Genomic DNA, 26,857 nt, shown 5'->3' with positions numbered 1-26,857 from the left:
CTGGTCGGCCTGTGCTGACCGGACCGGCGCGTGGCGCCCCGCACGTGCATCCGCCAACCATCCATTCCAACGAGGAGATGCCATGCCTTTCGCCTATGCAGGAACCCGTCGCCGCCGCAACCGCGACCGCCGGCGCGCCCACGACACGCTGGAAAGCAGCGCCGCCCAGCCGGACGGCACCCGCCCCACCGAAGCGCGCGAGGAACGGGACCCCACAGCCACCCGCCGCGCGGCCGACGAGGAACGCGCCACCGCGCGCGAGCCGCAGCGCGGCGAGATGCCGCCGGGCGTGGGCAGCGAAGACCTGCTGGACCCCGGCAGCCGCGACCCGGACGCTCCGCCGGTCGACAACCGTTCCTGAGAGGAGGACACCATGCGACATTCGATAGCTGCCAGCGCCATCGCGCTGCTGGCCATGTACGGCGTGGCCCACGCCCAGACGTCTACCCAGACGCCCAAGGTGGATAATCGCGGGCCGGGCATGGCCGCGTCGGACGTGGCGCCCGGTGCGCCGTCGACGGGTGTGTCGAAGGACGGCCATCGCAAGTCGGGCAGCGGCACCGCGTCGAACCAGGGCGCCTCTGCGGCGCAGACCTACGACTATCCCGCTTCCGCGCCGAAGACGGCGCCGGCCAAGCGGCCGTAACCAACGCAGCAATCCGATGCCGGGCCCCCGCCACGCGCGGGGCCTGGGCTTGGTTCATCGGCTATCGCACCAGATCGGCCGCGTCGAGCGACCAATAGCGCTCGGGCGCGCAGACGTCGGCAAGCTGTGCCGGCGAGAACAGCCCTAGCTGGCGCTCGTAGGCTTGCACCGCGCGGGCCTTCTGCGCGGTGAACACGCCAACGGGCATGTGCACCGGCGACGCCAGCAGCCCCTCCTGCCACCACCTGGCCATGCGGCTCTGCAGCGCGCCGGGCACGCGGCGGTGGATGGCTTCCTCGTAGAAGATCCAGCGGAACGATGACGCGACGGTCGGGTGCGTGCTGGGCACGGTCTCGGGCACGTCGACATAGGCGGCCTCACGCACCAGCATGCACGCGGCATTGACGAGCATGTGGTCGGCGTGGCGCAGCCCCATCGGCGCCAGGATCGTGCTGCCGGGCTGGAGCGCCAGCAGCCGGCCCAGCCGCACGGCGATGGTTACCGGGTCGTAGCGCGGGCCTTCGTCCTGCGACAGAAAGTCCAGCCACACGGGCTGGGCGCCTAGCGTGGCCAGCGCGCGGGCGTCTTCCTGGCGGCGGGCCTCCATGGCCTGCCGCGCGGACGTGAAACCCGCCGCGCTGTCGCGCGCCCGCGCGGGCTGGTGGCGATCGGGCAATCCCGCGAACACGGTGATGACCATGGCGCGCCGGCTGGCGGCCAGCAGGCTGCCACAACTGAATACCGCGTCTTCCAGATGGGGCGAAATGATGGTCAGGGGGTGTGGAATTTCCATACGGTTGCAACTCCGGCCGGTCAGGAAGGGCAACCCGGCCGTATAGCCGGGCATGATCGGAAAAGTTGCAAGCCGCGTGCCGGTCCGGCGAACGGCGGTATCAATCCCCCGGCGCTTCGGGCAGCACGGCGACCGCCTCGATCTCGAACAGCATGCCGTCCAGCGCCAGCCGCGGCACCGGGATCAACGTGCAGGGCGGCGCCGGCCATTCGCCCAGCAGCGCCTGCCAGGCCCGGCTGAAGACGGCCAGGCGCTCCATCGAATGGTCGACGATCAGCACCGTGATCTTGGCGATGTCCGGAATGTCGGCGCCGCCGGCCTGCAGCGCCACGCGCAGGTTGGCCAGCGCCTGGTTGACCTGCGCCGCGAAGTCGGCGCGCAGCCCGCCGCACATGTCCTCGCCGCCCTGGCCGGCGGCGAATATGATCCGGGCCGGGCGGGTGGCCACGGCCACGTGGGAATAGCCGTTGAGCCGGGGGTCGTACAGGTCGGGCGGGTTCATGAACTGCAGATAGGGGGCGCGGGGCGATTCGAGCAGCATGGCAGGGTCCTGGGGTAGGGGGTGAGGGTCCACGGAAAGGCGTCGCGGCAGTATCAGACCTCAAGCGCACTTGAGGTCAAGCGCGGTTGCGATACCATCGCGCGGTGCAAGGGCTTTCCGATGACGACCATGACCAAGACACCAGACGCGCCGAGGCTGCGGGCGCAAGACCCGCTGACCATCGGCCAGGTGGCCGAGCGCAGCGGCATTGCCGTCTCCGCGCTGCATTTCTACGAATCGAAGGGGCTGATCGCCAGCACCCGCAGCGCGGGCAACCAGCGCCGCTATCCGCGCGGCATCCTGCGCCGGCTGGCCGTCATCCGCGTGGCGCAGCGCATGGGGCTGCCGCTGGCGACGATCGCCGACGCGTTCGCGCATCTGCCCGCCAGCAAGGCGCCAACCGTGGCCGACTGGCGGCGGCTGTCCGCCGCGTGGCGCGAGGACCTGGACGCCCGCATCCGCATGCTGACCCTGCTGCGCGACCAGCTCGACGGCTGCATCGGCTGCGGCTGCCTGTCGCTGAAGGCGTGTCCGCTACGCAATCCGCAGGATGTGATGGCCGGCGAGGGCCCGGGCGCGCACGTGGAGCCCGGCGCCTGCCCTGGGGCCGCGCGCCGCGGACCGTGACAACGGAACAACCGTCGTGCGAACTGAAAAAGCCGATTGGCCTTTGACGTCCATGATTCAGCTTGTTCGCAACCCCTGCTGACACAAGGAGCAAATCATGAACACATGGAAGATGCTGATTGGCGCCACGATCGTGGCAATCCCCGCAATGTCGTTCGCCCAGAGCGTGCAGAGCGCCCAGGCGCCGGTGACCCGCGCCGAGGTGCGGGCCGACCTGATCGCGCTGGAAAAGGCCGGCTACCAGCCGGGCCGCAATGACGACGACTATCCGGTCGACCTGCAGCGCGCCGAGGCCAAGGTCGCGGCCGAACAGGGCGTGAAGCAGCCGGTGCAGACGGTGCAGCCGATGGCGAGCATGCACGCCGCCAACACGGTGCCGCGCATCGACCTGCCGCGCAACGCGTTCTACGACGGAGCCTGACCCGGAGCGGCTTGCCATGACCCTGCCGCGTCCCGCGCCCGGCCGCCGCCTCCCCGGCGCGGCCGGGCGCTACTGGTTTTTCATCGCGTCGGCCAGCCGGCGGATGATCTCGCCTTCGGTCTTGAACGCCTTCTGGGCGTAGGCGGCGTACTGGTCGGGGCCCATGTAGTTGGTGTCCATGCCGTACTGGCGCGTCACGGTCAGGAACTTCGGGTCCTTGAGCGCGGTGCGGAAGGCGTCGTCCAGCCGCTTGACCACGGCCGGCTTCATGTTGGCCGGGCCGATGATGCCGAACGGCGAATTGGACCAGACCGGATAGCCGATCTCCTTCAGCGTCGGCGCGTTCGGAAAATCGGCCGCCCGCTTCTCCGACAGCGTGGCCAGCACGCGCATCTGGCCGTTCTGCACGTACGGCAGCAGCGTGTTCGACAGCACGGCCACGTCCGACGACCCGCCCAGCAGCGCGGTGATGGCCTCGGCGTCGCCCTTGTACGGCACGTGCGTCCAGTTCGATTGCGTGACGCGCGCCAGTTCCGAGATCGTCAGATGCTGGCTGCCGTAGATGCCGGTGGTGCCGTAGCTGATGCCCTTCTTGTCGGCCTTGGCGTCGGCAATCAGCTCCTGCATCGTCTGCCACTTGGCGTCCTTGCGCACCGCCACCGCGAAGTTGTAGTCCGCGATCATCGACACGTACGTCAGGTCCTTGAGCGGGTCGTAGCGCATCTTCTGCACGTGCGGCAGCCGGAAGATCACCACGGGCGCCATGCTGAGCGTGTAGCCGTCTGGCTCGGTGGTCACCATCTGCGTGGCGCCGAGCGTGCCGCTGACACCGGGCTTGTTCTCGACCACGATGGACTGGCCCAGCTCGCGGCCGGCGGCATCGGCCAGCGCGCGTGCCACCTGATCGGTCACGCCGCCCGCGCCGTAGGGCACGATCAGCCGGATGGGACGGGTGGGGAATTCGTCGGCCGCCAGGGCGGGGCCGGCGGCGGCCAGCGTCAGCCCGGACAGGGCCAGCGCGGCGCCAAGCAAGCGTCGTCGTTGCATGAGGGTCTCCTGGGTTGTCTGCCGGATCTGTCATGTCCGGTCTGCGAGGTTGTTTGGCCAGTATGACAACCCCGGAGACGCCTCGCCATCGGGACTTTGCGCAGGTCCCGCGCTTATCCACCGATTTCATCGCCCGCATGCGTAGCCTGCATTGCATGCGGGTGGGCTGGCCTAGCTGTTCACAATCACGCGCGACCGGATGAATGCCTCGTGCTGCATCAGCGTGTCGGCCCAGCCGGCCGGCGGCACCAGGCTGATATCGGTAATCACGTAGCCGATGTCGCCCTCGGTTTGCAGTTGCTGGGCCTCGATGTTGGCGCCAATCTCGGCCAGCGCCTGGTTCAGGTGCGACAGCGTGCCGGGCCGGTTGTAGTGGATGTTGAGCACCCGCGCCGGGGAATCGAGCGGGTTCGGCTGGATCTGCGGCAGGTTCACGGCGCCGATCGTCGCGCCTGTTTCCAGGAAGTTGGCCAGCTTGGTGGCCACCTCGACGCCGATGTTCTCTTGCGCTTCCTCGGTGCTGCCGCCCACGTGCGGTGTCAGAATCACATTCGGCTTGCCCTGCAGCGGCGTGACGAACGGATCGGTATTGCTGCGCGGTTCCTCCGGAAACACATCGATGGCGGCGCCGGCGATGTGGCCGCTGTCGAGCATCGCGGCGAGCGTGTCGATATCGACCACCGTCCCACGCGACGCGTTGAGCAGGATGCTGCCCGGCCGCATGGCGGCCAGCGCCTTGGCGTTGAGCAGGTTGCGCGTCTGGGGCGTGGCGGGCACGTGCAGCGTCACCACGTCGGCCGCCGCCAGCGCGTCTTCGAGCGAGTGCATCGGCACCGCGCCGCCAATCGACAGGCGCGGGCGGACGTCATAGAACACCACGCGCATGCCCATCGCCTCGGCCAGGATGCCCACCTGGGCGCCGATATTGCCGTAGCCGATCACGGCCATGGTCTTGCCACGGATCTCGAACGAGCCCTTGGCCGTCTTCTGCCACTGGCCCTGGTGCGCGGCGCGGCTTTTCTCGGGGATGCGGCGCATCAGCATGATGGTCTGGCCGATCACCAGCTCGGCCACCGAGCGCGTGTTCGAGAACGGCGCGTTGAACACCGGAATGCCGGCGTGGGCCGCGGCCCCGAGGTCCACCTGCGAGGTGCCGATGCAGAAGCAGCCAACCGTCAGCAGCCGCTGGGCGTTGGCAAAGTGTTCGGCGCCCAGGTGCGTGGCGGAGCGGATGCCCAGCAGGTCGTGGTCGCGGACGGCGGCAAGCAGGGCGTCGCCGGCCAGCGCCTTCGATTGCGTGGCGACGTCGATCTGATGGCGGCCCAGCAGTTGCTGGCCGCTGGCGTGGATGTTTTCGAGCAGGAGAGCGCTTGCCATGAGGGTAGGGCGTGCTTCAGAGGAGTTGAGAAGGCGGATCAGGCGTCCTGTCCCGGACGCGCACAACCAGACAATAGCACCGAGCCTTTCCCGTGCTGGGGTTATGGGCAAGCCATAGGGACCGGCCAGTCATCATACAAGTGCTTGTCACGCGGCGCACTTTCTCATAGGATGTCGGACAACTATAACGACGCTGGACGCGGCCTCCAACGCACCCGTCCGGCATCCCAAAGAGGAGACCGCATGGCATCGCATCCGTCCAACGTCGATACCCGCCGCCGCCAGTGGCTCAAGGCCGGCGCGACCCTTGGCGCCGCCGCCGCGAGCGGCCAGGCCCTGGCCCAGGCTTTCGAATTCAAGCCGGCCCAGCGCTACCCCGACCCCGCCGTCGAGATCCTGGACCCGAGCTTTGGCAAGTACCGCCTGTTCAGCTCCACCGTGGAGCAGGTGGCCACCGGGTTCCGCTGGGTCGAGGGGCCGGTGTACTTTGCCGATGGCCGCTACCTGCTGTTCTCGGACATTCCGAACAACCGCATCATCAAGTTCGACGAAACGACCAACCAGTGGAGCGTGTTCCGGTCGCCGGCCAATTTCACCAACGGCCACTGCCGCGACCGGCAGGGCCGGCTGGTGAGCTGCGAACACCTGACGCGGCGCGTGACCCGCACCGAGTACGACGGCTCGATCACGGTGCTGGCGGACCGCTACCAGGGCAAGCGCTTCAACTCGCCCAACGATATCGTCTGCAAGTCCGACGGCTCGCTGTGGTTCACCGACCCGCCGTTCGGCATCGCCGGCGACTGGGAGGGCGACAAGGCCGCGTCGGAACTGCCGCACGCGGTCTATCGCATCGACCCCAAGGACAACAGCGTGACGCAGGTCATCGCCGACCTGAACGGCCCCAACGGCCTGGCGTTCTCGCCCGACGAGCGCAAGCTGTACGTGATCGAGTCCCGCGCGCAGCCGTACCGCGTGATGTGGGCCTATGACGTGGGCGCCGACGGCCAACTGAGCGGCAAGACGCGCGTGATCGATGCCAACGGCCCCGGCGCGCTGGACGGCTTCAAGGTCGACGTGGACGGCAACATCTGGGCCGGCTGGGGCAGCAGCGGGGCGCCCGGCGCGGACCCGGCCAAGCTCGATGGCGTGCGCGTGTTCAGCCCGCAGGGCAAGGCCATCGGCCATATCCACCTGCCCGAGCGCTGCCCCAACCTGTGCTTCGGCGGGCCCAAGCGCAACCGCCTGTACATGGCCAGCAGCCATTCGGTGTACGCGCTGTACGTGGAAACACGCGGCGCGGTCTGAGTCTGACTGGCGCACCACCGGCGGCCGATACGTGGCCGCCGGGGCCGCCGGCTCTGACAAAAACTATTGAAATCACCCACCGAGAAAACTGACTTCCAATCCGCGTGGAATCTGCGACGATGCGGCATTCGCCACCGTCCAGGCGGGCTTGCCCGCACCCACGAGGAGACCTTCATGAAACGCGCATGTCTGGGCGCCCTGGCGGCCGCCGGGCTGTTGGCACCGCTGGCCGCGCAGGCCACCGAAGGCGCGCTCGGGCGGCCGGTGGCCGGCACCAGCGTGTCGCCCAACGTGGGGGTGATCCCGGACCAGCCGGTCTGGATCGGCAACCTCCAGCAGCTTTACCTGGACGGGTCGGTCAGCGGCGGGCGCGAGGTAGCCATCGGCGGACGCACCACGGCCGGCATCGACGCCAAGCTGGCGCTGACGCTGGCAACGGTGATGAAGGTCTGGAACACCGGCCCGGGCGCCTGGAACTTTGCCACGAGCTTCACGCTGCCCTATGTCTGGACGTCGGTGCACGCCACCACGGCCTTCACGGGCGCCAACGGCGCGTTCTCGCGCGGCAGCTCGGACCGGGCATCGAACCTCTACGACATCTATTTCGCGCCGGTCATCGCCGGCTATCACTTCTCGAAGACCAGCCACATGGCGCTGAGCTTCAACATCTGGGCCCCCACCGGCCAGTACGACAAGAACGCGCTGGCCAACCCGGGCCTGAACACCTGGACCTTCGTGCCGCAGGTGGCGTTCACCCACCTGATGCCGCAGTACGGGCTGGAATTCAACGCGGTGGCCGCGTTTCAGTTCTACACGCGCAACAGCGCCACCGACTACCAGAACGCGCCGCTGTTCACGCTGGACGTCATGGGCGTCAAGAAATTCGGCGCCTGGGGCGCCGGCGTGGTGATGGGCACGGTCCAGCAGCTCGGCGACGATACCGGCCCCGTGGCCGACCGCCTGAACGGCTTTCGCGGCCACGACTTCGCGATCGGCCCGATCGTGACCTACGACACCAGGCTGGCCGGCAAGCATCCGCTGTCGTTCAGCCTGCGCTGGGTGCCAACCGTCGCCAGCAAGAACCGGCTCGACGGCACCGCAACCTTCCTGGCCACGGCGACGCTGGTGTTCTGACAGCCCGCATCTCAAGCTGAGGGTTTCTCCCCTCTCTCGCGCGCGGGAGAGGGGCCGGGGGTGAGGGCCGGCGGTACAAGTTGCCACCACTCGGCAAGCAGAACCTCGACGCCCTCTCCCGAAGCCCCTCTCCCGCGCGCGGGAGAGGGGCGCCACCCATCAGCTCAATCCACGCTCAACCCAATGCCATCGCCGGGTCGCTGATGCCGTGGCGGCCGGTTTCGACGCGGCCGGCAAAGCGGCGGTAGAACGTCGGGTCGCTGCTGCACGTGACCGCGAAGTCGTACCACTGGGCACTGTCGGCCAGCTTCCAGTCCAGCGTCGACGTGCCGCCGGCGGCCACGTCAGCCTTCCACGGGCCGTCGGTCCGGTAGGCCAGCGGCGTGACCGTGAACGTGCACGGCCTGGCGCCCTGGTTCATCAGGTCGACGTAGACGTTGCCGTTGGCGATGTCGTAGCAGACGCGGATCTCGGGCGCTGCCTGCGCCGCGCCCAGCGTCTTGACGTCGCCGGTGAAGCGGCGGTGGTAGCCGTTCGGGCCGAGCACCCACAGGTCGTACTTGCCGAAGTTGTCCAGCGCGGCGTCCCAGCTGTCGGTCAGCGTCTTGCCAGCTTCCACCATGTAGCGGCGCGGGTTGCGGTCGAGCTTGTTGACGTCGTACACGTGGAACACGGCCGCCTGGCCGCCCGTGTTGGCGAAGACCAGTTCCACCTGGCCGCTGGCGTGGCAGCGGGCGCTGGTGTGCAGCTCGTAGGGCGGCGCGCGCGACGGCCGGGTGCCCTGCGCCTGCTGCGGCAGCAGCATGTCGCGCGGCACCGGCACCTGCGGCAGGGCCTGCTGCGCGGCGCGGATCTGGTCGGCCTGGGTGCGCGTGGACGGGCCGCTGAACGCGGGCAGCGGCTCGGTGTTCGGCGACTTGAAGTTGAAGGCGCTGGTCAGGTCGCCGCAGACGGCGCGGCGGTACGGGCTGATGTTCGGCTCCTTGACGCCAAAGCGGGCTTCCAGGAAGCGCAGCACCGACGTGTGGTCGAACACCTGCGAGTTGACCCAGCCGCCCCGGCTCCACGGCGAGATCACGTACAGCGGCACGCGCGGGCCCGGGCCGTAGACGCGGCCGTCCTTGGCCGGCTGGCTGGTGCTGCCGGCCGGCGGGCCGTGGTCGAAGTACTCGGCCTTGAGGTCGTCCTCGGACAGCGTGGTCTTGCCGGCGTAGCTCTTGTCGACGTTGCGCGACGGGGCCGACGGCGACGGCACGTGGTCGAAGTAGCCATCGTTCTCGTCGAAGTTGATCAGCAGGACGGTCTTGCTCCAGACGTCGGGGTTGGCGGTCAGCGCGTCCAGCACCTCGGCCAGGAACCACGACCCCTGCACCGGGCTCGACGGCCCCGGATGCTCGCAATAGATCGACGGCGCGTTGATCCACGACACCTGCGGCAGCGTGCCGTTCATCACGTCGCGGCGGAACGCATCGAGGTACTGCTCCGGCTGCGCGCCCGGCAGCGTGTTGGCGATGCCCTTGTACAGCGGATTGGCCGCGTTGTCGGTGGCCGCGTTGTAGGCGTGGTACGGCAGCGCCTGGCCCGTGTTGTTGTACGGGGCGCCCGGCGCGCCGCCGCTGGACACCGGGAAGCCCGAGTTCAGGTTGGCCTGGCGGAACGTGCGGAACGCGCCCAGCATGTTGTCGCCCCATTCGTCGGGCATGTTCTGGTAGCTGATCCAGCTCACGCCTGCCTCTTCCAGGCGCTCGGCGTAGGTCTTCCACGTGTAGCCGGTGTTGGCGTCGCCGGCCGTGCCGTTGATGGCGTCCCACTCGTTGTTGACGAAGGCCACGCCCTGCGGCATCGCGCCGTTGGTGCCGGTCATGTGGAACGAGCGGTTGGCGTCGGTGCCCGTGTGCATGGCGCAGTGGTAGGCGTCGCAGATCGTGAACGCATTGGCCAGGGCGAACTGGAACGGGATTTCCTTTTCCTTGTAGTAGCCCATCGACGTGTCGGTCTTGGCCACGGGCCAGCGCGACATGCGGCCGTTGTCCCACGCCTGCTGGCTGTCGGCCCAGGCGTGCGGGGTGCCGGACACGCGCTGGGCGTTGCCGGCCTGGTCGTCCAGGTGGTACGGTGTGATCAGCGTGCCGTTGGCGCGTTCCTGCTGCCAGACCTTGCGGCCGTTCGGCATCGGGATCGTGATGCGGTCGCCAAACCCGCGCACGCCCATGAGCGTGCCGAAGTAGTGGTCGAACGAGCGGTTTTCCTGCATCAGGATCACGACGTGCTGGACGTCCATGATGGTGCCGGTGACGTTGCTGGCCGGAATGGCCAGCGCGCGGCGGATGCTGGGCGGAAAGGTGGCGAGGGCTGCGGCCGAGAAGGCGGCGCCGGCGCTGGCCTGCAGGAATTTGCGGCGGGATGTCATGTTCTGGAAACGGGCAAGGGTTGGTGGCGGTGCGGGGCAGGCGATCAGGGCGCGCAGCGCTTCTCGACGGGCTGGGACGGGGTGGACGGGTCCGAGGGGTTCGACGGGTTGCCGGGGTTGGTCGGATTCGACGGTGCCGGGGCGTCGTCGTTGCCGCCGCAGGCGGACAGTGCCGCGACCGTCAGGCAGACGGCCAGCAGCACCCGGGCAGGGCGCAGCAGGGATGGCATGGGGATTCCTTCGACTGGAGGGGTTGTCTTGCTCCGGCAGATGGCCGGAAGCCCCGCAAGGCTAAGGAGGGAACGTGACAGGCCAGTGACGCAATCGCCGCTTCGTGAAACCGAATGTAAAACTGTGGCGACATCACCGAAATAAGACGGGGCGCCATGAAGGCGCCCCGCAGGCGTGGTAGGAGGGGGACGACGGCCGAATCAGTCGGCCGTGATGTTGCCGGTCTGGATGACCTTCTTCCAGCGCGCGAACTCGGACGCCTGGAACGCCGTGAACTGCTCCGGCGTGTTGGCGACGACCTCGAAGCCCAGTTCCAGCAGCTTGGGCTTGTTGGCCGGGTCGTTCATCGCGGCCACCACGGCATTGTGGAGCTTGGCCTTGATATCCGCCGGCAGGCCCTTGGGCGCGGCGATGGCCTGCCACGAGTAGACCGTCACGCCCTTGTAGCCCAGTTCCTCCATGGTCGGCACGTCGGGCAGGATCGGCGAGCGCTTGGTGCTGGTGATGGCCAGCGCGCGCAGCTTGCCGGCCTTCAGGTGCGGCACGGCGGTGTTGATGTTCATGAACGTGGCATCCACCTGGCCGCCCAGCAGGTCGTTCAGCGCCGGCGCGCCGCCCTTGTACGGCACGTGCACGCCGGTGGTGCCGGTCTGCTGCCAGAACAGCTCGGCGGTCAGGTGGTCGCTGGTGCCGTTGCCGGCCGACGCGAACGACATCTTGTTCGGGTTGGCCTTCTCGAACGCGATCACGTCCTGCAGCGACTTGTGCGGCGATGCGGCCGGCACGGCCAGCACGTTCGGCGCCTGCACGGCCACGCTGATGTAGTCGAAATCCTTGGTCGGGTCGTAGCCCGCGTTCTTGGTCAGGTGGGGGCCGATCACGAACGGGCCCAGCGACGACACGAACAGCGTGTAGCCGTCGGCCGGCGCGCGCCTGGCTGCCGCCGCGCCGATCATGCCGGCCGCGCCCGGGCGGTTGTCCACCACGAAGCTGCCGCCAAACGTCTGCTGGAACTTGGCGCTCAGGATGCGCGCGATGTTGTCGGTGGAGCCGCCCGGCGGGAACGGCACGATCATCGTCACGGGTTTTTCGGGCCAGGCCGCGTGGGCGGCGGCCATCGTGGCGCCCAGCAGTAGCGATACCAGCGCTTTCTTCATCATCGTTGTCTCCTTCGTTGTGCGTGTGTTGTGCGTGTGTTGTGCGTGTGTTGTGCGTGTGTTGTGCGTGTGGCCGGCAGCGCGGGTCAGCGCGTGCCGAATTCGGCCTGCTCGCGCGTCCAGGCGCGGGCCTGGTCGCTGATGGTCAGCCCCAGGCCGGGGCGGGTGGGGACGATGATCCGGCCGTTGGCGATGTCCAGCCGCTCGTTGAACAGCGGCTCCAGCCAGTCGAAATGCTCGACCCACGGCTCGCGCGGATAGGCGGCGGCCAGGTGGACGTGCAGCTCCATCGCAAAGTGCGGCGCGATCATCAGCCCGGCATGCTCGGCCAGCGCGCAGACCTTCAGGAACGGCGTGATGCCGCCCACGCGCGGCGCGTCGGGCATCAGGTAGTCGGCCGCGCGGTGGCGGATCAGATCCCAGTGCTCGGCGGCGCTGGTCAGCATCTCGCCGGTGGCGATCGGCGTATCGAACTGCTGCGCCAGCGCGGCGTGGCCCTCGTGGTCGTAGGCGTCCAGCGGTTCCTCGATCCAGACCAGGTTGAACGATTCGAACGTGCGGCACATGCGCTGCGCGGTGGGGCGGTCCCACTGCTGGTTGGCGTCGACCATGATCGGCACCGCATCGCCCAGCTTCTCGCGCACGGCCGACACGCGCTGGATGTCGAGCTTGCCGTCGGGCTGGCCGACCTTGAGCTTGATGCCGCCGATGCCGCGCTCCACCGACGCGGCCGCGTTGACCAGCAACTGGTCCAGCGGCGTGTGCAGGAAGCCGCCGGACGTGTTGTAGCAGCGCACGGCGTCACGGTGGGCGCCCAGCAGCTTGGCCAGCGACAGCCCCGCGCGCCTGGCCTTCAGGTCCCACAGCGCCACGTCGAACGCGCCGATGGCCTGCGTCGACAGGCCGCTGCGGCCTACCGACGCGCCGGCCCAGCACAGCTTGTCCCAGAGCTTGCCGATGTCGCTCGGGTCTTCGCCCAGCAGGGTAGGGGCGATCTCCTGGGCGTGGGCGAACTGGCCCGGGCCGCCCGCGCGCTTGGAATAGCTGAAGCCCAGCCCCTCGTGGCCGCTGGCGGTGCGGATTTCCGCGAACAGGATGGCCACTTCGGTCATCGGCTTCTGGCGCCCGGTCAGCACCTTGGCGTCGCTGATCGGCGTGGCCAGCGGCAGGTAGCAGGACGACAGCCGGATCGACGTGATGGCGTCGGCGGCGGAGGGGCGTTGCGAAGCGGGCGAGACAGACGGGGCGGTCATGGGCGGGCGCATCCAGTAAAGCGTCGGAACCAGGTTCCAGACTTCAGACATCGTATGACATCGTTGTCAAAAAACGGCCGAAACCGGCCGCACGGGCATTGCTATCATCCGGGGCCATGCATTGACTGGCGATGGCCCAAAGCTGCTTTCGCGTCACCGGCAACACGTCGCCGGGACAGCGAATGGAAAGAATGCTAACGTTGTCATCCGCCCCGGTCAATCGGGGCGGGCCGCACCTGGCGTAGTCGTTTACCCGCACCGCAAACCCCTTATGTCCGATTCATCCGGCAGCAAGTCTGTCACGCTGCACGACGTCGCCCGCGAGGCCGGCGTGTCACTGATTACCGCTTCGCGCGCGCTGAGCAACCCCGGCCTGGTTTCCGACAAGACCATCGCCCGCGTGCGCCAGGCGGTGGAGGCCACCGGCTATATCCCGAACCTGCTGGCCGGCGGCCTGAAGTCGCGCCGTACCATGACCGTGGCCGCGCTGGTGCCCAATATCGCGGTGGCGCAGTTCATCCCGACGGTCAAGGCGCTGACCGATGCGCTGGACGCGGCCGGCTACCAGTTGATCCTGGGCCAGACCGGCTACGACCACGCGCGCGAGGAGGCGCTGCTGGGCACGATGATCAGCCGCCGCCCGGACGGCATCGTCGTCACCGGGCTGGTCCACGCGCAGGCCTCGCGCGACCGGCTGCGGCGGTCTGGCATTCCCGTGGTGGAGACCTGGGACCTGAGCGACCGGCCCGTGGACATGGCCGTGGGGTTCTCGCACCTGAAGGTCGGCAGCGCCGTGGCGGGCTATTTCCTGTCGAAGGGCTGGCGGCGCTTTGGCATCGCCACCGGCGACGACCAGCGGGCCGCCGTGCGGCGCGAAGGCTTTGTCTCGACACTGGGCCACGACGTGCCCGTGGCGCGCGTGCCGGCGCCCAGCAGCCTGGGGCTCGGACGGCAGGCGCTGGGCGATCTGCTGGCGCAGGACCCGCGCATCGAGGCCATCTTCTGCAGCTCGGACCAACTGGCCCAGGGCGTGATCGAGGAAGCGCGGGCGCGCGGCCTGCGCGTGCCCGAGGATCTGGCCGTCTGCGGCTTTGGCGACGCCGATTTTGCCGCGCACATGGTGCCGTCGCTGACGTCCGTGCAGGTCGATGGCGCGGGCATGGGCACGCTGGCGGCCGGGCTGCTGCTGGCGCGCTGCCGCGGCGAGACGGTGGCGCAGCCGGTGGTCGACGTCGGCTTCCGCATCGTCGAGCGCGGCTCCACCTGACGCTAGTCGGCCACTTCGGGCGCGGGCAGCACAGTCACGCGCCGCGCCTGTCCCGCCACCGGCAGTTCGATTGTTACGCCGCCGGCGCTGTCGGCATCATGGCCGGTCAGCGCCGTGACCACCACCTGGTGCGTGACCAGCAGGTACGGCCCGCCGCGCGGGTCGAGCTGGTCGATATAGCGCGACAGCCGCTTGATCTGCGCGTCACGCGCGGCGGCGTCTGACCCGAAGAACGAATTCAGCATCGGTTCCACGCGTACCGGCCCCAGGCCGATCAGCCGCGCCGTGTCCTGGCAGCGGCACCAGGCGCTGCTGAGCACCTGCGTGGGCCGGAATCCGACCGCCTTCCATCGTTCGCCCAGCTTGCGCGCCTGCTCGCGCCCGCCCGCGGAGAGGTTGCGCTGCGTCGCGCAGTCGTCGAGCCGGAAACCGGCGGGATCGCCCACCCCCGGCGCGCGGGCATGGCGCAGCACGACCACGACGTTCGGGCGGGTCAGGTCGACGGGCGACGTTGCCGCGTGCGCGCGGGGCGGCAGGAGCGCCGGCAGGGTGGCCGTCCAGAGGGCGGCGGGGAGGGCAAGCAGGCGGCGGCGAGTGGGCACGGCGGGCTCCGGCGGGGCGTCCGGGGTGGACGTCCTTCACGATAGACCACGGCCAGGCGCATAACAAAACCGTATGACCCCCGTGCAAACTGTGATTTGACGGTATGACCGTGCGATTCCCATACTCGGCGCCATCAACGAGGAGAGTTGCATGGAATCGAAGGTCAGCCGCCGCCTGACGCAAGCCACCGCCCCCGAGGTTTGCGCGCATATCTACCTGCCGCGCCTGGCGCGCGAGTTCGCCCCCGGCTTTCGCTATCTCACCGACATCAACGCGGCGCACCTGGTCATGCTGCATGGCGCCGGACTGGTGCCGACGGACGTGGCCGCCACGCTGGCGCGGGCGCTGCTGCGGATCGAGCAGGACGGCCCCGATGCGGTGCCGCTGGACCCCGAGCGCGAGGACGCCTATTTCAACTACGAAGCGCACCTGATGGCGATGGCCGGCGCCGACGCGGGCGGCCGCCTGCATGTGGCGCGCAGCCGCAACGACATCCTGGCCACGCATGACCGCCTGCGCGCCCGCGACACCGTGCTGGCGCTGCTGGCCGCGCTGGCCGACACGCGCGACGTGGTGCTGCGGCAGGCCGATGCCCACGCCGATGCCGTGATGCCCGGCTACACGCACCTGCAGGCCGCGCAGCCGATCACGTATGGCTACTACCTGTGCGCCGTGGCGCAGGCGCTGGGGCGCGACATCGCGCGGCTGCGCCAGGCGCTGGACCGGCTGGACGCCTGCCCGCTGGGCGCTGGCGCGCTGGCCGGCACCGCGTTTCCGATCGACCGCGGGGCCACGGCCCGCTGGCTGGGCTTTGGCACCTACGCGCCGAACGCGCTCGATGCGGTGGCGTCGCGCGATTTCGCCTGGGAGATCCTGTCGGCCATGGCCATCGCCACGGTCACCTGGGGCCGCGTGGCGCAGGACCTCTACGTCTGGGCCACGCCCGAGTTCGGGCTGATCGACTTTCCGGACAGCGTGGCTGGCACGTCGAGCATCATGCCGCAGAAGAAAAACCCGGTGGTGCTGGAGTACCTGAAGGGCAAGGGTGGCCACATGATCGGCATGCTCACGGCGTCGCTGGCGGCGCTCAAGGGCAGCCATTTCACGCATTCCGGCGACGGCAACCGCGAAAGCATGCGCGGCTTCTGGGAGGCTACCGACGAGGCGCTGCGCTGCGCGAGTCTGCTGAAGCTGGTGCTGCAGACCGCCACGCCGCGTCGCGCAAACATGCTGGACCGGGCCCGCTGCGATTTCTCGTCGGCCACCGATCTGGCGGACATGCTGGTGCGCGACGCCGGCATGTCGTTCCGCGAGGCGCACCACGTGGTCGGCGCCGTGGTGCGCGAGGCGCTCGACCGCTACCTGCCGGCCAGCGAGATCGACAGCGGCATGGTGAACCGGGCCGCCGCCGCGCACACGGGCCGGGCGCTGGACGTCGATGCAGAGGTCGTGGCGCGCTGTCTCGATCCCGTGCAGGGCGTGGCGGCGCGGCAGTCGGCCGGCGGGCCGGCCCCGGCGCTGGTGCGGCAGCAGGTGGCCGACCAGCTCGACGAACTGGCGCGCGACCGGCAGGCCATCGACGCGCTGCGTGTCACTGTCGACGCCAGCCGGGCCGCGCTGCGGCGCGCGGTGGAGCGGCTTCAGTCCCTGGCGTAGCGCGCCGCCGGCGTGTTCTGCGACAGCACCGCGGCCATCGCCCCGCGCGCGGCTTCGTAGGCTTGCCAGTGCTCCACCGCGTGGAGCGACGGGATCGTGATCAGCTCGCCGCGGTCCAGTCCGACCAGCGCGGCGTCGACAAGGTCCGCCGCCGGCATGACGATGGCCTGATCCAGGTGCTCGACCGGCAGGCCGCCCGTTTCCCAGAAATCGGTGGCCGTGGCGCCGGGCAGCACGGCCTGCACGCGCACGCCCTTGGCCGCCAGCTCGTGGTGCAGCGACTGGCTGAACGCCGTGACGAACGCCTTGCTGCCGCCGTAGACGCCGTTCAGGATCTCCGGCGCGATGGACACGATCGACGAGATGTTGACGATGGTGCCCTGGCCGCGCGCCACGAAGCCGGGCACGGCGGCATAGCTGAGCCGCGTCAGCGCGGTCACGTTCAGCTCGATCATCCTGGTCATCTGGTCGACGTCGCTGTCCAGCAGCGGCGTATGGGTGCCGATGCCGGCGTTGTTGACCAGCAGCGTGATGCTGGCATCGGTGCGCAGCTTGTCTTCGACGGTGGCCAGCGACGCGCGGTCGCCCAGGTCGGCCGGAAACACCTCGACCGCGCGGCCGGTTTCGTCGGTGATGCGCCGCGCCAGCGCGTCGAGCTTGTCGCGGCTGCGGGCGACCAGCACGAGGTCGTGGCCGCGCCGGGCCAGCCGGTCTGCGTAGATCGCGCCGATGCCGGACGATGCGCCGGTGACGAGGGCGGTGCCAAGGTAGGGTTGCGGGGACATGAGCTTCTCCATTCGGGTGGTGGGGGATGCGCGGCATCCATGGGAAGCATGGTAGGGAAGGTTGGCCCTGGCCGAAATGACGTATATAGTCCGTTTTCAGGACATCGGACATGGCGAGGGGCGGGAATGCACCGGGTGGGGTTTCTGTTGACGGACGGCTTCCAGATGATGACGCTGGGCGCCCAGGCTGTTTTCGAGTACGCGAACCTGGTGGCGGGCGAGCCGTTCTACCGGATCGACGTCTATGCGGTGCCGGGCGGCCCGGTGCGGTCGTCGCTCGGTGTGACGGTCGAGGCGCGGCCGGCAACGGCGCGCGTGACCGTGGACACCTGGATCGTCGCGGGCGTGGGCGATCCGATTGCCGCCCCCGCGCCGGCCCCGGTGCTCGATTTCATGCGCAAGGCGGCGCCCCGGGCGCGGCGCGTGGCGTCGATCTGCACCGGCGCGTTCGTGCTGGCGGAAGCCGGGCTGCTCGACGGCCGCCGCGCCACCACCCACTGGTTCTTCTCGCGCGAGATGCAGCGCGCCCATCCGGAGATCCGCGTGGAGGACGACCGCATCCATATCGTCGACGGACCAATCTGGACGTCGGCGGGCATGACGGCCGGCTTCGATCTTGCGCTGGCGATGGTGGAAAAGGACCTCGGCGCCGACGCCGCGCGGTCCGTGGCCCACAAGCTCGTGATGTACCAGCGCCGCGCGGGCGGGCAGTCGCAGCATTCCGAACTGCTGGACCTGGCGCCGAAGTCCGACCGCATCCAGAGCGCGCTCGCTTACGCGCGCAAGAACCTGCACCGCGCGCTGACCGTGGAAGACCTGGCCACCGCCGTCCACCTGAGCCCCCGCCAGTTCAGCCGCGTATTCACGGCAGAGACCGGCCAGTCGCCAGCCAAGGCCATCGAAAGCCTGCGCCTGGAAGCCGCCCGCCTGATGATCGAACAAAGCCGCCACCCGCTGGATGTAGTGGCCCGCGAAACCGGCTTCCGCGACCGCCGCCACATGCGCGAAGCCTTCCTGCGCGGCTTCGGCATGCCGCCGCAGGCGGTGCGGCGGGAGGCGAGAAGCTGACCAATTCCCAGGCATGGTTCGGAAATGTGACGCCAAGCATGCATGTGAGCCAGATGTACACACGGTATGTACATCTGGCGTCGGCGGCGTATACTGGTTTCGTTATCTGTTCAGAGGCCGCCATGCACCGCACGAAACTCTTCCGAAACGGCAATTCGCAGGCCATTCGGATTCCCGCCGATCTTGCCTATCCGGATACCGATATTCCATTCGAGATCGAGCGGGTGGGCGATGAATTGCGCATCCGCCCGGCCCGCAGGCGTCTCACCGGACTGCTGAATGTCTTCGCCAGTTTTCCGGCCGACTTCATGGCCGAGGGCCGTGAGGAGCAGTCGCAGTCGGAAAGGGATCCGCTCTGATGCCGACCTACATGCTGGATACCAATATCTGCATCTACCTGATGAAGCGGCAGCCGCCGCAGGTTGCGGCGCGGCTGGCGGAATGCTTTGAGGGTGAGGTCGTGCTGTCGGTGATTACGCTTGCGGAACTCGAATACGGTGTATCGGTTTCCAGCGCCCCCGAGCATGCCCGGCACGCACTGGAGGCGCTCGTCGCACGCGTGCCGGTGCTGCCGCTGACGCCTGCCGCCGCCCACGCCTATGGCGCCATCCGCAAGGCCACGCGCCATCGAAAGTCCGACGCGCTCGACAAGCTGATTGCCGCGCACGCCCGGTCCGTCGGCGCAGTCGTCGTCACCAACAATGTGAGCGATTTCGCGTCGTATCCGGGCATCCAGATCGAAGACTGGACCCAGCCCGCCCCGCGCGAACACTAGCCGCGGGGCAGCCCGACCTTACCCCACCAGCTTCAGTACCGCCGGCACCGTCAGCACGGCCGTGTAATAGCCCATGAACTGCACGCCGGTGTTGAAGCCGATGGTGCGCGACAGCAGGCCGCCTAGCAGGCCCATTGTCAGGATCACCAGCAGGCCCAGGAAGTTGCCTTCCCAGACGCTGATCACGAGGATCAGGCCGACGAACGTGGCGATGATCGCCTCGTGGGAGATCTTGCGGGCCACGAACAGGGCCGCGCGGCGCGCGTGGTTCATCGCGAACGGGTAGGACACCAGCGCCGCGAGCACCACGGCGAGCATGCCGTAGCCCAGAAATTCCCAGTGGTTCAGCAGGTTGTGAAGGTTGTGGGTCTGGCCGCCGCCGGCGTCGACCGTGTAGACCGGCGGCGCGTTGAACAGCGGCGCGGCCGGGCCGGCGGCCACCGGGCTCAGCGGCAGGCCGAAGGCGATCAGCGGGATCAGCGCCTCGGCGATGTAGGTGGCCTCGGTCACGCCGTTGCGGGCGCTCAGCACCGTGGTCAGCCGATGGTAGGCGTGGCGCACGCGCGAGCCGACCAGTTCGCCCAGCACCACGGTCATCGCCACGGGGCTGAACACGAACGTGGCGCTGGAGATGACGGCGGTGCCGAGCGTCCACTTGACCTGGCTGCGGTCCAGCACGCGCAGCGGGTTCGGGAAATAGCCCGCCCAGCCCTTGACGTCGGGCGCCAGCGAGAACGTGCGCACCTTGTCGCGCCGCATGCGCGGGCGTTCCACGGGCGAGATCGACGAGAACAGGTCTGCGATCAGCGGCCCGATGGCGATGCCCAGGAAGTAGCTGATGCTGAGCTTGACGCCGAACTTGGCCGTCAGCGTCTGCAGCGCGACGATCACCACCACGAACGGCAGCAGCGCGGCCACCGACGCCCAGCGGCCCGCCGAACTGTAGGCGATGATCACGGCCGCCGCCACGAAGATCCACGGCGCCGCCTTGGTGATGGTCGGCCCGAACGGTGCCAGCAGCACGGCGAACAGCACGGCCAGCGGCACGGCCACGAAGGCCGCGATAATGGCGCCCGAGATCATCTTGCGCAGCGCGATGTGCGGCACGCCCAGGTTGCGCAGGTGGTTGGCGTCCTGCAGCAGCGGCGTGGCCATGGTGTCGCCGGGAATGCCCAGCAGCGCGGTGGGAATGGCATGGGTCATGTGCTTGGCCACGGCGCCGGCCAGGAAGAACGTGAACACGCCCTCGGGCGGCACGCCCAGCAGCACCACCAGCAGCGTGAGCGGCGCCAGCGTGGTGGTTTCATCGGTGCCGGAAATCAGTCCGATGGCGGCAAAGACGATGGCGCCGGCCAGCCCCATGCCGGCGGCGACGAGAATATGCGAGAACAGTGTGGATTCGATCATGAATGGTCTCCCCGGGACTTCAAACCGCTTGCCGCTGCGCCAGTGCCTGCGCCACGGGGGCGCCGGCCGGTGCGGCACCGGGATGTTCTGGCGAATGAAACAGTTCCAGCAGTTGCAGCTCGCGCAGTTCGGCCACCACCACGGGCGGCAGCGCGTGGATCGGGCCGATGCCGCCGGCGTCTTCGGCCAGCTTGCGCAGCGCGTCCAGGCGGGCCGCAGTCTGGCCGGTCTCGTTTTCCACGACGATGCGTTTGGGCTTGAACAGCATGGCGCAGATCAGGCCGGCTACCAGGCAGCCGAACAGGCCGGCCAGCATGGCGTAGGCGCGCGCCAGCTCGGGCGAATCCACCACGGCGGCCAGCAGCCGGCTCGCGGCCCAGTAGCAGGTCAGGCTGACCGCGGCGCCGATGGCGATGGACCACGCCAGGTGCGTCGTATCGGCCGTGTCGCCCCAGACCTCCACCAGGCGGCGTTCCGATGCATTCTCGTGTGGATGCATGATTTGTCTCCGATATCGGCTGGCCTGGGCATGCCTTTGCACGCCTGGCCAGCTCTTTCTTCAAGGATGAACTGCTGACTAGCGGCTGCGCAGCTCCTGGAGCAGCGCCACCGCGCGATCGGTGCGTACATCGTGTTCCTCGGCCATGCGGCGCGCCACGCGGTCGACTTCTTCGCCCACCGCGCCGGCCACCAGCGCGATGTTCCGCGCGTGCAGCGCCATATGCCCGCGCTGGATGCCCTCCGTGGCCAGCGCGCGCAGGGCGCCCAGATTCTGGGCCAGCCCCACCGCCACGGCAACCTCGCCCAGCGTCTGCGCGGAATCCACGTCGAGAATCTTCAGCGCCAGCCGGGCCAGCGGGTGCGTCTTGGTGGCCCCGCCAACCAGCCCCACCGGCATGGGCATCTCGATCGTGCCCACCAGCGCGCCGGTGTTGTCCTTCTCCCAATGCGTGAGCGACGTGTAGCGGCCGCCGCGGCAGGCATAGGCGTGCGCGCCGGCTTCCACGGCGCGCCAGTCGTTGCCGGTGGCCACGATGACCGGGTCGATGCCGTTCATGATGCCCTTGTTGTGCGTGGCCGCCCGGTACGGGTCGATGGCCGCGAACGTGTAGGCATCGATCACGCCCTCGATGATCTCGGCCCCGCTGCGCTCGCGCGTGGCCAGCGTGTCGGCGGTCAGCCGCACGCGCGCCCGGGCCAGTCGCAGATCCGCCAGATTCGACAGGATGCGCAATCTTACCGATCCGCCGGTAATGCGTTCCACCGTCGGCGACACAGCCTCGGCCATCGTGTTGACGGTGTTGGCGCCCATGGCGTCGCGCACGTCGACGATCAGGTGCATCACGATCATCGGGCCGCGCGGCGTGTCGGGGAACACATGGACCTCGATGTCCCGGCAGCCGCCGCCCAGGCCGATCAGCACCTTGTCGCGGCTGTTGGCCAGGGCGACGATTTCGTCGCGCCGGCGCAACAGTGCCTGGCGCGCGCCGAACGGGTCGGCAATGCCCAGCACCTGGACCTGCGCCCGCATCAGCGGGCCGGAGCTCGATGCCTGGAAGCCGCCGTCCTGGCGCGCCAGCTTGGCCATGAACGATGCCGCGGCAACGACCGAGGGTTCCTCGACCACCATCGGCACCACGTAGTCGCGGCCGTTGATCTGGAAGTAGCCGGCGATGCCGAGCGGCAGGTCGAACGTGCCGACCACGTTCTCGATCATCCCGTTGGCCCGATCCGTGCCGAGCGCGCCGGGCTCGGCAATCAGGCGCGCCTCGTCCGCGGTCAGCCCGGTCACGGCGGCGACGTGTTCGAGCCGCTGGGCCGGAGTGAGCGCGCGAAAGTTCGGAAGCGCGGAATCGGTTGCCATTGAGGTCTCCATATGTGTATAAGATGGAGACAGTTTAGGGACGCTGTACCAGTATCGAAAGGTACAGTTTGGCGGGACAGTCGCGCCCACCTTGTCCTCCCCTTGTGATGGTCTGTGCCCCTATGAGCCCAAAATCCACGCCGATTTCCGTCTCGCTGGCCGATATGCTGGAGCGCCAGATCCTGGACGGTGCCTACCGCAGCGGCGAGAAACTGCCGTCCCTGCGCGAGCTGGCCCAGTTGCAGGGCCATAGCAAAAACACGATCGTCGCCGCCTTCGAAATCCTGGTGGGGCGGGGGCTGGTGGAGCCCCGGCGCGGCGCGGGCTACTTCGTGACGTCCCAACCGGCCCGGCCGAAGCCGGACGAGGATGCCGGCTCGCTGAACCGGGCGATGGACATCGTCTGGCTGATGCGCGAGCAGCTCAAGAGCCGGCCCGACGTGCTGGCGGTGGGCGACGGCTTTCCGCCCGTCGAATGGCTGTCCGAGGCGCGCCTGGACAAGTACCACCACAAGGTCGTGCGCACCGGGCTGGGTGCGCTGTTCCGCTATGGCAACCGGTTCGGCTACGCGCCGCTGCGCGACCATCTGGTGCGCAAGCTGGGCGACCTGGGCATCGGCGCCGAAGCACGGCAGATCGTGCTGACGCACGGCGCCAACGACGCGCTGGACCTGGTCATCCGCTACTTCCTTCAGCCGGGCGAGACGGCGCTGGTGGACGATCCGGGCTACTACCCCCTGTTCGGCAAGCTCAAGCTGGCGGGTGTGCGAATCGTCGGTGTGCCGCGGCTGGCCGATGGGCCGGACCTGGAGGCATTCGAGCAGATCCTGATCCGCGAACGGCCGCGGCTGTTCTTCACGCAGTCCGTGGGTCACAACCCGACGGGCTCGGACCTGTCGGCGGCCAAGGCATTCCGGGTGCTGCAACTGGCCCAGAAATACAACATCCAGGTGGTGGAAAACGACCCGCTGGCCGATTTCAAGCCGGCCACGCTGCCGCGGCTGTCCGCGCTGGACCAGCTCGACCGGACGCTCTATATCGGCAGTTTCTCGAAGTCATGCTCGGCGGCGCTGCGGGTGGGCTTTATCGCCTGCGGGGCAGACCTGGCCAGCGATCTGGCCGACCTGAAGGCGCTGATCCACGTGAGCAGTTCGGAATATTGCGAGCGGACCGTCGACGTGATCCTGAGCGAGGGCCACTACCAGCGCTACATCACGCGGCTGCGCGCGCGGCTGGCCGAGGCCACGAGCCGAGCGCTGGCCCTGTTCGACCGGCTGGGCGCCGAGGTGCTGGTGCGGCCCGAGCAGTCGCTGTACATCTGGGCCGCGCTGCCGGGCGTGCCGGACACGCTGGCGCTGGCCGAGCAACTGCTGCAGGAGAAGGTGATGATCGCGCCCGGCCGCGTGTTCCGCGTGGATGCGGATTCGCCGCAGCCGTGGTCGCGCTACAACGTCGGCGCGCTGCAGGACCCGCGCTTCGAGGCGGCCCTGCTCAAGGTGCTGGAGCGGCGTTAGCCCCAGCGGCGTACGCGGCCGGTGTCGACGTGGAGGAAGTTGTCGGACTGGTAGAAGCCCACGCCGCCCACCTGCAGCGACTGCGCGGCGTCGCGCAGGTCTGCCAGCGGCACGCCGGGCAGCCGGATGTCGATGGCCATGCCGTCCATGTGCAGGCTGCGCCGGGCCACGCCGCCGCCGCGCGTCTTGCGCAGGCGGTCGTTGGTCAGCGGGCAGCGGTAGCCGGAGATCACCTGGAACGGCGCGTTGCTGCCCACCTCGCGGCGCAGGCTGAACAGCAGGGCGAACAGCTTCGGATCGATCTCGCCGACCGTGCCCGAATAGTGGTCGCGCAGGAAGCGATTGAGCGACGTCTGCGCCTGCGGCAGCACCTGGTCGCCCATCGCGTAGACCAGCGACAGGTGCTCGCCGGTGTGGGTGTGTTCGAAGGAAAGCGAGCGGGCATCGGGGCCCAGCGCTGCCAGCGCGGCACGCGGTGCCAGCGTCGACAGGCCCGCGCCTAGCGCGATGGCGCCGGCACGGTGAAAGAAACGGCGACGCTGGGAGGTGCTGGAATCGGACATGGAAACTTTTACAACGGTGCGGCGTTCAGGAAGGCCGTACGGCAGGCCTGGCGCCCGCGCGCTGCCGCAGCGCCTGGTCCAGCAACTTGTCCTGTCCGTAAATGTCAGGCACGAAGTATACCCGTCCATCGGCACGCGCGACGGCGGTGCCGTACGCCAGCACCACGGGCACGGGCTGCTGTAGCGCGACGGTCTTCGATTTGCCAGCCGTCATTGCCTCACGGATGCGCGGCTCGGTCCATTCGGGCATCCCCTGAAGCGCGAACTGGGCCAGCGCCACCGGCGCTTCCACGCGGATGCAGCCGTGGCTGAAGTCCCGCCGCTCGCGCTTGAACAACTGCGGCGTGGGCGTGTGGTGCAGGTAGATGGCCTGGTTGTTCGGGAAGATGAACTTGATGTCGCCCAGCGCGTTCAGCGGGCCGGGGCGCTGGCGGATGCGCGCCTGCCCGTTCAGCACCGCGTCGATGTTCGCCTGGCTCAGCGTGGCGTTGGCCTGCGTGCCGTAGACGAACTCGAAGCCCTGCCGCGAGAAATAGCCGGGGTCGCGCTGCGCCTTCGGAATGACCTCCTTGCGCGCGATCGACGACGGGACGTTCCAGTACGGACTGAACTCGATGTAGCGCATGTCCTCCTTGAACAGCGGCGTGCGGGTGTCCAGCGCCTTGCCGACGATGACCTTCATCTCCAGCTTGATGTCTAGCTTGCCTTCGGAATAGTCGTAGGCGCGCAGCACGAATTCGGGCACGTTGACCACGATCATGCGCGGGCCCTCGGCCAGCGGCGTCCAGCGCAGGCGCTCCATCGTCAGGCCGATCTGCGCCACGCGGGCGGCTGGCGACACATTGAGCTGCGTCAGCGTGCCGGCGCCGATCACGCCGTCGGTATCCAGCGCATGGCGCTTCTGGAACGCCTTGACGCCATCGACGAGCGCGCCTTCGTAGCGCTGCGGCACGGCGGTGCCGGGCGCCAGATCGCCCAGCGCTTCCAGCCGTTGCGCAAGCTGGGGCAGGGCGGCGTAGGGCTGGCCCGGCGTCAGCTTGCCGCCGGCCGGTGCGGGCAGCGGCGCCTTCCAGTACGGCTCGGCCGCCAGCTTGCGGTACCTGGCCAGCGCGGTGCGCAGCGTGCCGTAGAGCGGGAACGACGGGGCGGCCTCGCGCAGCGCGTCGGCCAGCCGGTTGGCGGTCATGGCGTTGCGCAGGTAGGCCTCGGGATCGAACGGTGGCAGGTTGCTGGCCGAGAAATTCGCGTGGACCTTGCGTGGATCCACGCGGCCGCGATGGAGGTCGGCCAGGTAGCGCGTCATCGCGCGGGTCAGCGCGGTGTCGAAGCGCTGCGCGGCTTCGGGCGACGCGGCCGGGGCGCCGACCAGCTCGCCAAGCGTGCGTTGCAGGCCCTCGGCGTCGTAGTCGCGCGGATCGAGGCCGTCGGCTGGCGAATCGCTGAGCGCCTTGATTGCGGCCTGCGCGGCCTGCGAAGGCCGGCCTTCGGCAAACCAGAGCAGGTCCTGCGGGGGCTGGGCCAGGGCGGCGGTGGCGCTGCAGAGCAGCCATGCCGTGCCGGCGCTGGCGAACACCTGATTGAGGGACCGGCGGACCCGCGTGGGCAGTGCGGCCGGCGTGAACTTCCGGGTCATGCATGCAACAGCGGCAACAGTCATCGTATGAGGTCGATTGCGTTCGGCGTCTGCCTATCCTATCCGATCATCGTGATCGATCCACCCCTTTGAACATCTGGAAATAAAGTTTCTACGATTGCGTCGCGCTTGATTCAGGTCAATTTGCACGGCTTCGCGGGAACTATGCTTGGTAGCAACGACAACGCAGACGCAAGAGGTGCATCGATGTACGAGCGGATTCTCGTGGCGGTGGATGGCGGCCCGTCCTCCGAACTGGCCATCGCGCAGGCCGTGGGCCTGGCCAAGCAACTGCAGGCCGAAGTCAAGGTGCTGTTCGTGGTGGATGACAGCGAACTGTTCTTCGAGCACGCCTATATCGATCCCACCGAAATCGTCAACGGCATGGTCCACGTGGGGCAGAAGGCGCTGGCGGCCGCGTCGCGGCGCTTCGAGAACGCCGGGGTGCGCTGCCTGACCGCGCTGGCCGAAAAGCCGGTGTCGCCGGGCAACATCTCGGGGACCATCGTCAGCCACGCCGACCAATGGCAGGCCGACCTGATCGTGATGGGCACCCACGGCCGGCGCGGCATGCGGCGCGTGATCATGGGCAGCGTCTCCGAAGGCGTGATTTCGAAGTCGGCCAAGCCGGTACTGCTGATCCGGGGCGAGTCGGTCCACTAACCATCAAACTGCGGCGGGAAGGTTTGGGTAGCACCGCAAGCCATTGCGATAAGAAAAGTTATCGCAACGCGAGGACGCCGGTGCTAGACTCCCGCCGATGACAGCCCCCCAACCCCC

Annotated in this window: 28 protein-coding genes; 13 read left to right on the top strand and 15 right to left on the bottom strand. The window is 68.7% G+C overall.

Annotated elements, in window-relative coordinates; translation table 11 throughout:
• The first annotated feature begins 82 nt into the window (after nucleotides 1-82).
• Together QTN24_RS09935 and QTN24_RS09930 are read left to right on the top strand one after the other, a co-directional pair.
• Entirely contained in the window at nucleotides 83-361 is a 279-nt protein-coding gene (locus tag QTN24_RS09935; RefSeq protein WP_313836726.1) for a hypothetical protein, read from the top strand.
• A gap of 12 nt (nucleotides 362-373) precedes the next feature.
• Nucleotides 374-646, top strand: coding sequence for a hypothetical protein (locus QTN24_RS09930; RefSeq protein ID WP_313836724.1), 273 nt, complete (start codon nucleotides 374-376; stop codon nucleotides 644-646).
• Between the two features lie 61 nt (nucleotides 647-707).
• Here QTN24_RS09930 and QTN24_RS09925 read toward each other — a convergent pair whose 3' ends face one another.
• On the bottom strand, nucleotides 708-1,439 hold the full coding sequence (locus QTN24_RS09925; RefSeq protein WP_313836723.1) for a PIG-L family deacetylase: 732 nt from the start codon (nucleotides 1,437-1,439) through the stop codon (nucleotides 708-710).
• A gap of 100 nt (nucleotides 1,440-1,539) precedes the next feature.
• On the bottom strand, nucleotides 1,540-1,980 hold the full coding sequence (locus QTN24_RS09920) for a RidA family protein (RefSeq protein WP_313836722.1): 441 nt from the start codon (nucleotides 1,978-1,980) through the stop codon (nucleotides 1,540-1,542).
• A gap of 129 nt (nucleotides 1,981-2,109) precedes the next feature.
• Between QTN24_RS09920 and soxR the strand changes: the two genes are divergently transcribed.
• Together soxR and QTN24_RS09910 are read left to right on the top strand one after the other, a co-directional pair.
• Complete coding sequence (soxR, locus tag QTN24_RS09915; RefSeq protein ID WP_313836720.1) at nucleotides 2,110-2,607, top strand: redox-sensitive transcriptional activator SoxR; 498 nt, start codon at nucleotides 2,110-2,112, stop codon at nucleotides 2,605-2,607.
• Nucleotides 2,608-2,704: 97 nt separating this feature from the next.
• Nucleotides 2,705-3,028 carry a DUF4148 domain-containing protein gene (locus tag QTN24_RS09910; RefSeq protein WP_124686637.1) on the top strand — a complete coding sequence of 108 codons (324 nt, stop codon included), beginning with the start codon at nucleotides 2,705-2,707 and terminating at the stop codon, nucleotides 3,026-3,028.
• A 69-nt stretch (nucleotides 3,029-3,097) separates the two neighbouring features.
• Here QTN24_RS09910 and QTN24_RS09905 read toward each other — a convergent pair whose 3' ends face one another.
• Nucleotides 3,098-4,075 carry a tripartite tricarboxylate transporter substrate binding protein gene (locus QTN24_RS09905; protein ID WP_124686636.1) on the bottom strand — a complete coding sequence of 326 codons (978 nt, stop codon included), beginning with the start codon at nucleotides 4,073-4,075 and terminating at the stop codon, nucleotides 3,098-3,100.
• 171 nt (nucleotides 4,076-4,246) lie between these two features.
• Complete coding sequence (gene serA / locus QTN24_RS09900; protein WP_124686635.1) at nucleotides 4,247-5,452, bottom strand: phosphoglycerate dehydrogenase; 1,206 nt, start codon at nucleotides 5,450-5,452, stop codon at nucleotides 4,247-4,249.
• Between the two features lie 243 nt (nucleotides 5,453-5,695).
• Between serA and QTN24_RS09895 the strand changes: the two genes are divergently transcribed.
• Both QTN24_RS09895 and QTN24_RS09890 read left to right on the top strand, forming a co-directional pair.
• Nucleotides 5,696-6,757, top strand: coding sequence for an SMP-30/gluconolactonase/LRE family protein (locus tag QTN24_RS09895; protein ID WP_313836717.1), 1,062 nt, complete (start codon nucleotides 5,696-5,698; stop codon nucleotides 6,755-6,757).
• Between the two features lie 174 nt (nucleotides 6,758-6,931).
• Nucleotides 6,932-7,891: a transporter gene (locus QTN24_RS09890; protein ID WP_124686633.1), complete on the top strand. Its 960-nt coding sequence runs from the start codon at nucleotides 6,932-6,934 to the stop codon at nucleotides 7,889-7,891.
• A 175-nt stretch (nucleotides 7,892-8,066) separates the two neighbouring features.
• Here QTN24_RS09890 and QTN24_RS09885 read toward each other — a convergent pair whose 3' ends face one another.
• The 4 genes from QTN24_RS09885 to QTN24_RS09870 form a co-directional block, all read right to left on the bottom strand.
• Entirely contained in the window at nucleotides 8,067-10,301 is a 2,235-nt protein-coding gene (locus QTN24_RS09885) for a phosphocholine-specific phospholipase C (protein ID WP_313836715.1), read from the bottom strand.
• A 44-nt stretch (nucleotides 10,302-10,345) separates the two neighbouring features.
• The gene (locus tag QTN24_RS09880; RefSeq protein WP_124686631.1) at nucleotides 10,346-10,531 is read right to left on the bottom strand and encodes a hypothetical protein; all 186 of its coding nucleotides are present in this window, start codon (nucleotides 10,529-10,531) and stop codon (nucleotides 10,346-10,348) included.
• 201 nt (nucleotides 10,532-10,732) lie between these two features.
• On the bottom strand, nucleotides 10,733-11,689 hold the full coding sequence (locus QTN24_RS09875; RefSeq protein ID WP_313837079.1) for a tripartite tricarboxylate transporter substrate binding protein: 957 nt from the start codon (nucleotides 11,687-11,689) through the stop codon (nucleotides 10,733-10,735).
• An 86-nt stretch (nucleotides 11,690-11,775) separates the two neighbouring features.
• Nucleotides 11,776-12,942 carry an L-talarate/galactarate dehydratase gene (locus QTN24_RS09870; protein ID WP_124686629.1) on the bottom strand — a complete coding sequence of 389 codons (1,167 nt, stop codon included), beginning with the start codon at nucleotides 12,940-12,942 and terminating at the stop codon, nucleotides 11,776-11,778.
• 271 nt (nucleotides 12,943-13,213) lie between these two features.
• Between QTN24_RS09870 and QTN24_RS09865 the strand changes: the two genes are divergently transcribed.
• Nucleotides 13,214-14,209 (top strand): LacI family DNA-binding transcriptional regulator, encoded by a 996-nt coding sequence (locus QTN24_RS09865; protein WP_124686628.1) that lies wholly within the window; start codon nucleotides 13,214-13,216, stop codon nucleotides 14,207-14,209.
• A 2-nt stretch (nucleotides 14,210-14,211) separates the two neighbouring features.
• On the opposite strand, the gene QTN24_RS09860 is transcribed toward QTN24_RS09865, so the two are convergent.
• A complete protein-coding gene (locus QTN24_RS09860) occupies nucleotides 14,212-14,811 on the bottom strand; it encodes a histidine phosphatase family protein (protein WP_313836709.1) in 600 nt (199 codons plus the stop codon).
• Between the two features lie 151 nt (nucleotides 14,812-14,962).
• Here QTN24_RS09860 and argH point away from each other — a divergent pair, with 151 nt between their 5' ends.
• A complete protein-coding gene (gene argH, locus QTN24_RS09855) occupies nucleotides 14,963-16,468 on the top strand; it encodes an argininosuccinate lyase (protein WP_313836707.1) in 1,506 nt (501 codons plus the stop codon).
• On the opposite strand, the gene QTN24_RS09850 is transcribed toward argH, so the two are convergent.
• Nucleotides 16,453-17,253: an SDR family oxidoreductase gene (locus QTN24_RS09850; protein WP_313836705.1), complete on the bottom strand. Its 801-nt coding sequence runs from the start codon at nucleotides 17,251-17,253 to the stop codon at nucleotides 16,453-16,455. The genes argH and QTN24_RS09850 overlap by 16 nt on opposite strands.
• A 126-nt stretch (nucleotides 17,254-17,379) precedes the next feature.
• Here QTN24_RS09850 and QTN24_RS09845 point away from each other — a divergent pair, with 126 nt between their 5' ends.
• The 3 genes from QTN24_RS09845 (at nucleotide 17,380) to QTN24_RS09835 (ending at nucleotide 19,096) form a co-directional block, all read left to right on the top strand.
• Entirely contained in the window at nucleotides 17,380-18,321 is a 942-nt protein-coding gene (locus QTN24_RS09845; protein ID WP_313836703.1) for a GlxA family transcriptional regulator, read from the top strand.
• A gap of 122 nt (nucleotides 18,322-18,443) precedes the next feature.
• Nucleotides 18,444-18,680, top strand: coding sequence for a type II toxin-antitoxin system VapB family antitoxin (locus tag QTN24_RS09840; RefSeq protein WP_313836701.1), 237 nt, complete (start codon nucleotides 18,444-18,446; stop codon nucleotides 18,678-18,680).
• The gene (locus tag QTN24_RS09835) at nucleotides 18,680-19,096 is read left to right on the top strand and encodes a type II toxin-antitoxin system VapC family toxin (RefSeq protein ID WP_313836700.1); all 417 of its coding nucleotides are present in this window, start codon (nucleotides 18,680-18,682) and stop codon (nucleotides 19,094-19,096) included. Before QTN24_RS09840 ends, QTN24_RS09835 begins: the two co-directional genes overlap by 1 nt.
• An 18-nt stretch (nucleotides 19,097-19,114) precedes the next feature.
• Here QTN24_RS09835 and QTN24_RS09830 read toward each other — a convergent pair whose 3' ends face one another.
• From QTN24_RS09830 to QTN24_RS09820, 3 genes are all read right to left on the bottom strand, one after another.
• A complete protein-coding gene (locus QTN24_RS09830; RefSeq protein ID WP_172966188.1) occupies nucleotides 19,115-20,503 on the bottom strand; it encodes a tripartite tricarboxylate transporter permease in 1,389 nt (462 codons plus the stop codon).
• A gap of 19 nt (nucleotides 20,504-20,522) precedes the next feature.
• On the bottom strand, nucleotides 20,523-21,002 hold the full coding sequence (locus QTN24_RS09825) for a hypothetical protein (protein ID WP_313836698.1): 480 nt from the start codon (nucleotides 21,000-21,002) through the stop codon (nucleotides 20,523-20,525).
• A 78-nt stretch (nucleotides 21,003-21,080) separates the two neighbouring features.
• Complete coding sequence (locus QTN24_RS09820; protein WP_313836696.1) at nucleotides 21,081-22,367, bottom strand: hydroxymethylglutaryl-CoA reductase, degradative; 1,287 nt, start codon at nucleotides 22,365-22,367, stop codon at nucleotides 21,081-21,083.
• A 122-nt stretch (nucleotides 22,368-22,489) separates the two neighbouring features.
• On the opposite strand from QTN24_RS09820, the gene QTN24_RS09815 reads away from it, so the two are divergent.
• Nucleotides 22,490-23,881: a PLP-dependent aminotransferase family protein gene (locus QTN24_RS09815; protein WP_124686620.1), complete on the top strand. Its 1,392-nt coding sequence runs from the start codon at nucleotides 22,490-22,492 to the stop codon at nucleotides 23,879-23,881.
• Here the strand turns inward: QTN24_RS09815 and QTN24_RS09810 are convergent.
• Nucleotides 23,878-24,444, bottom strand: a complete 567-nt coding sequence (locus QTN24_RS09810) for a YcbK family protein (RefSeq protein WP_313836695.1) — start codon at nucleotides 24,442-24,444, stop codon at nucleotides 23,878-23,880. The two genes, QTN24_RS09815 and QTN24_RS09810, sit on opposite strands and share 4 nt — an antisense overlap.
• 25 nt (nucleotides 24,445-24,469) lie before the next feature.
• Nucleotides 24,470-26,077, bottom strand: coding sequence for a L,D-transpeptidase family protein (locus QTN24_RS09805; RefSeq protein WP_313836693.1), 1,608 nt, complete (start codon nucleotides 26,075-26,077; stop codon nucleotides 24,470-24,472).
• A 207-nt stretch (nucleotides 26,078-26,284) separates the two neighbouring features.
• Between QTN24_RS09805 and QTN24_RS09800 the strand changes: the two genes are divergently transcribed.
• Nucleotides 26,285-26,740 (top strand): universal stress protein, encoded by a 456-nt coding sequence (locus QTN24_RS09800; RefSeq protein WP_124686617.1) that lies wholly within the window; start codon nucleotides 26,285-26,287, stop codon nucleotides 26,738-26,740.
• Nucleotides 26,741-26,857: the final 117 nt, after the last annotated feature.

The sequence above is a fragment of the Cupriavidus sp. SZY C1 genome, assembly GCF_032190535.1.
Lineage (GTDB): Bacteria > Pseudomonadota > Gammaproteobacteria > Burkholderiales > Burkholderiaceae > Cupriavidus > Cupriavidus pauculus_C.
Note: the sequence above shows the minus strand (reverse complement) of the source record. Positions and strands in the feature narration are given on the sequence as shown.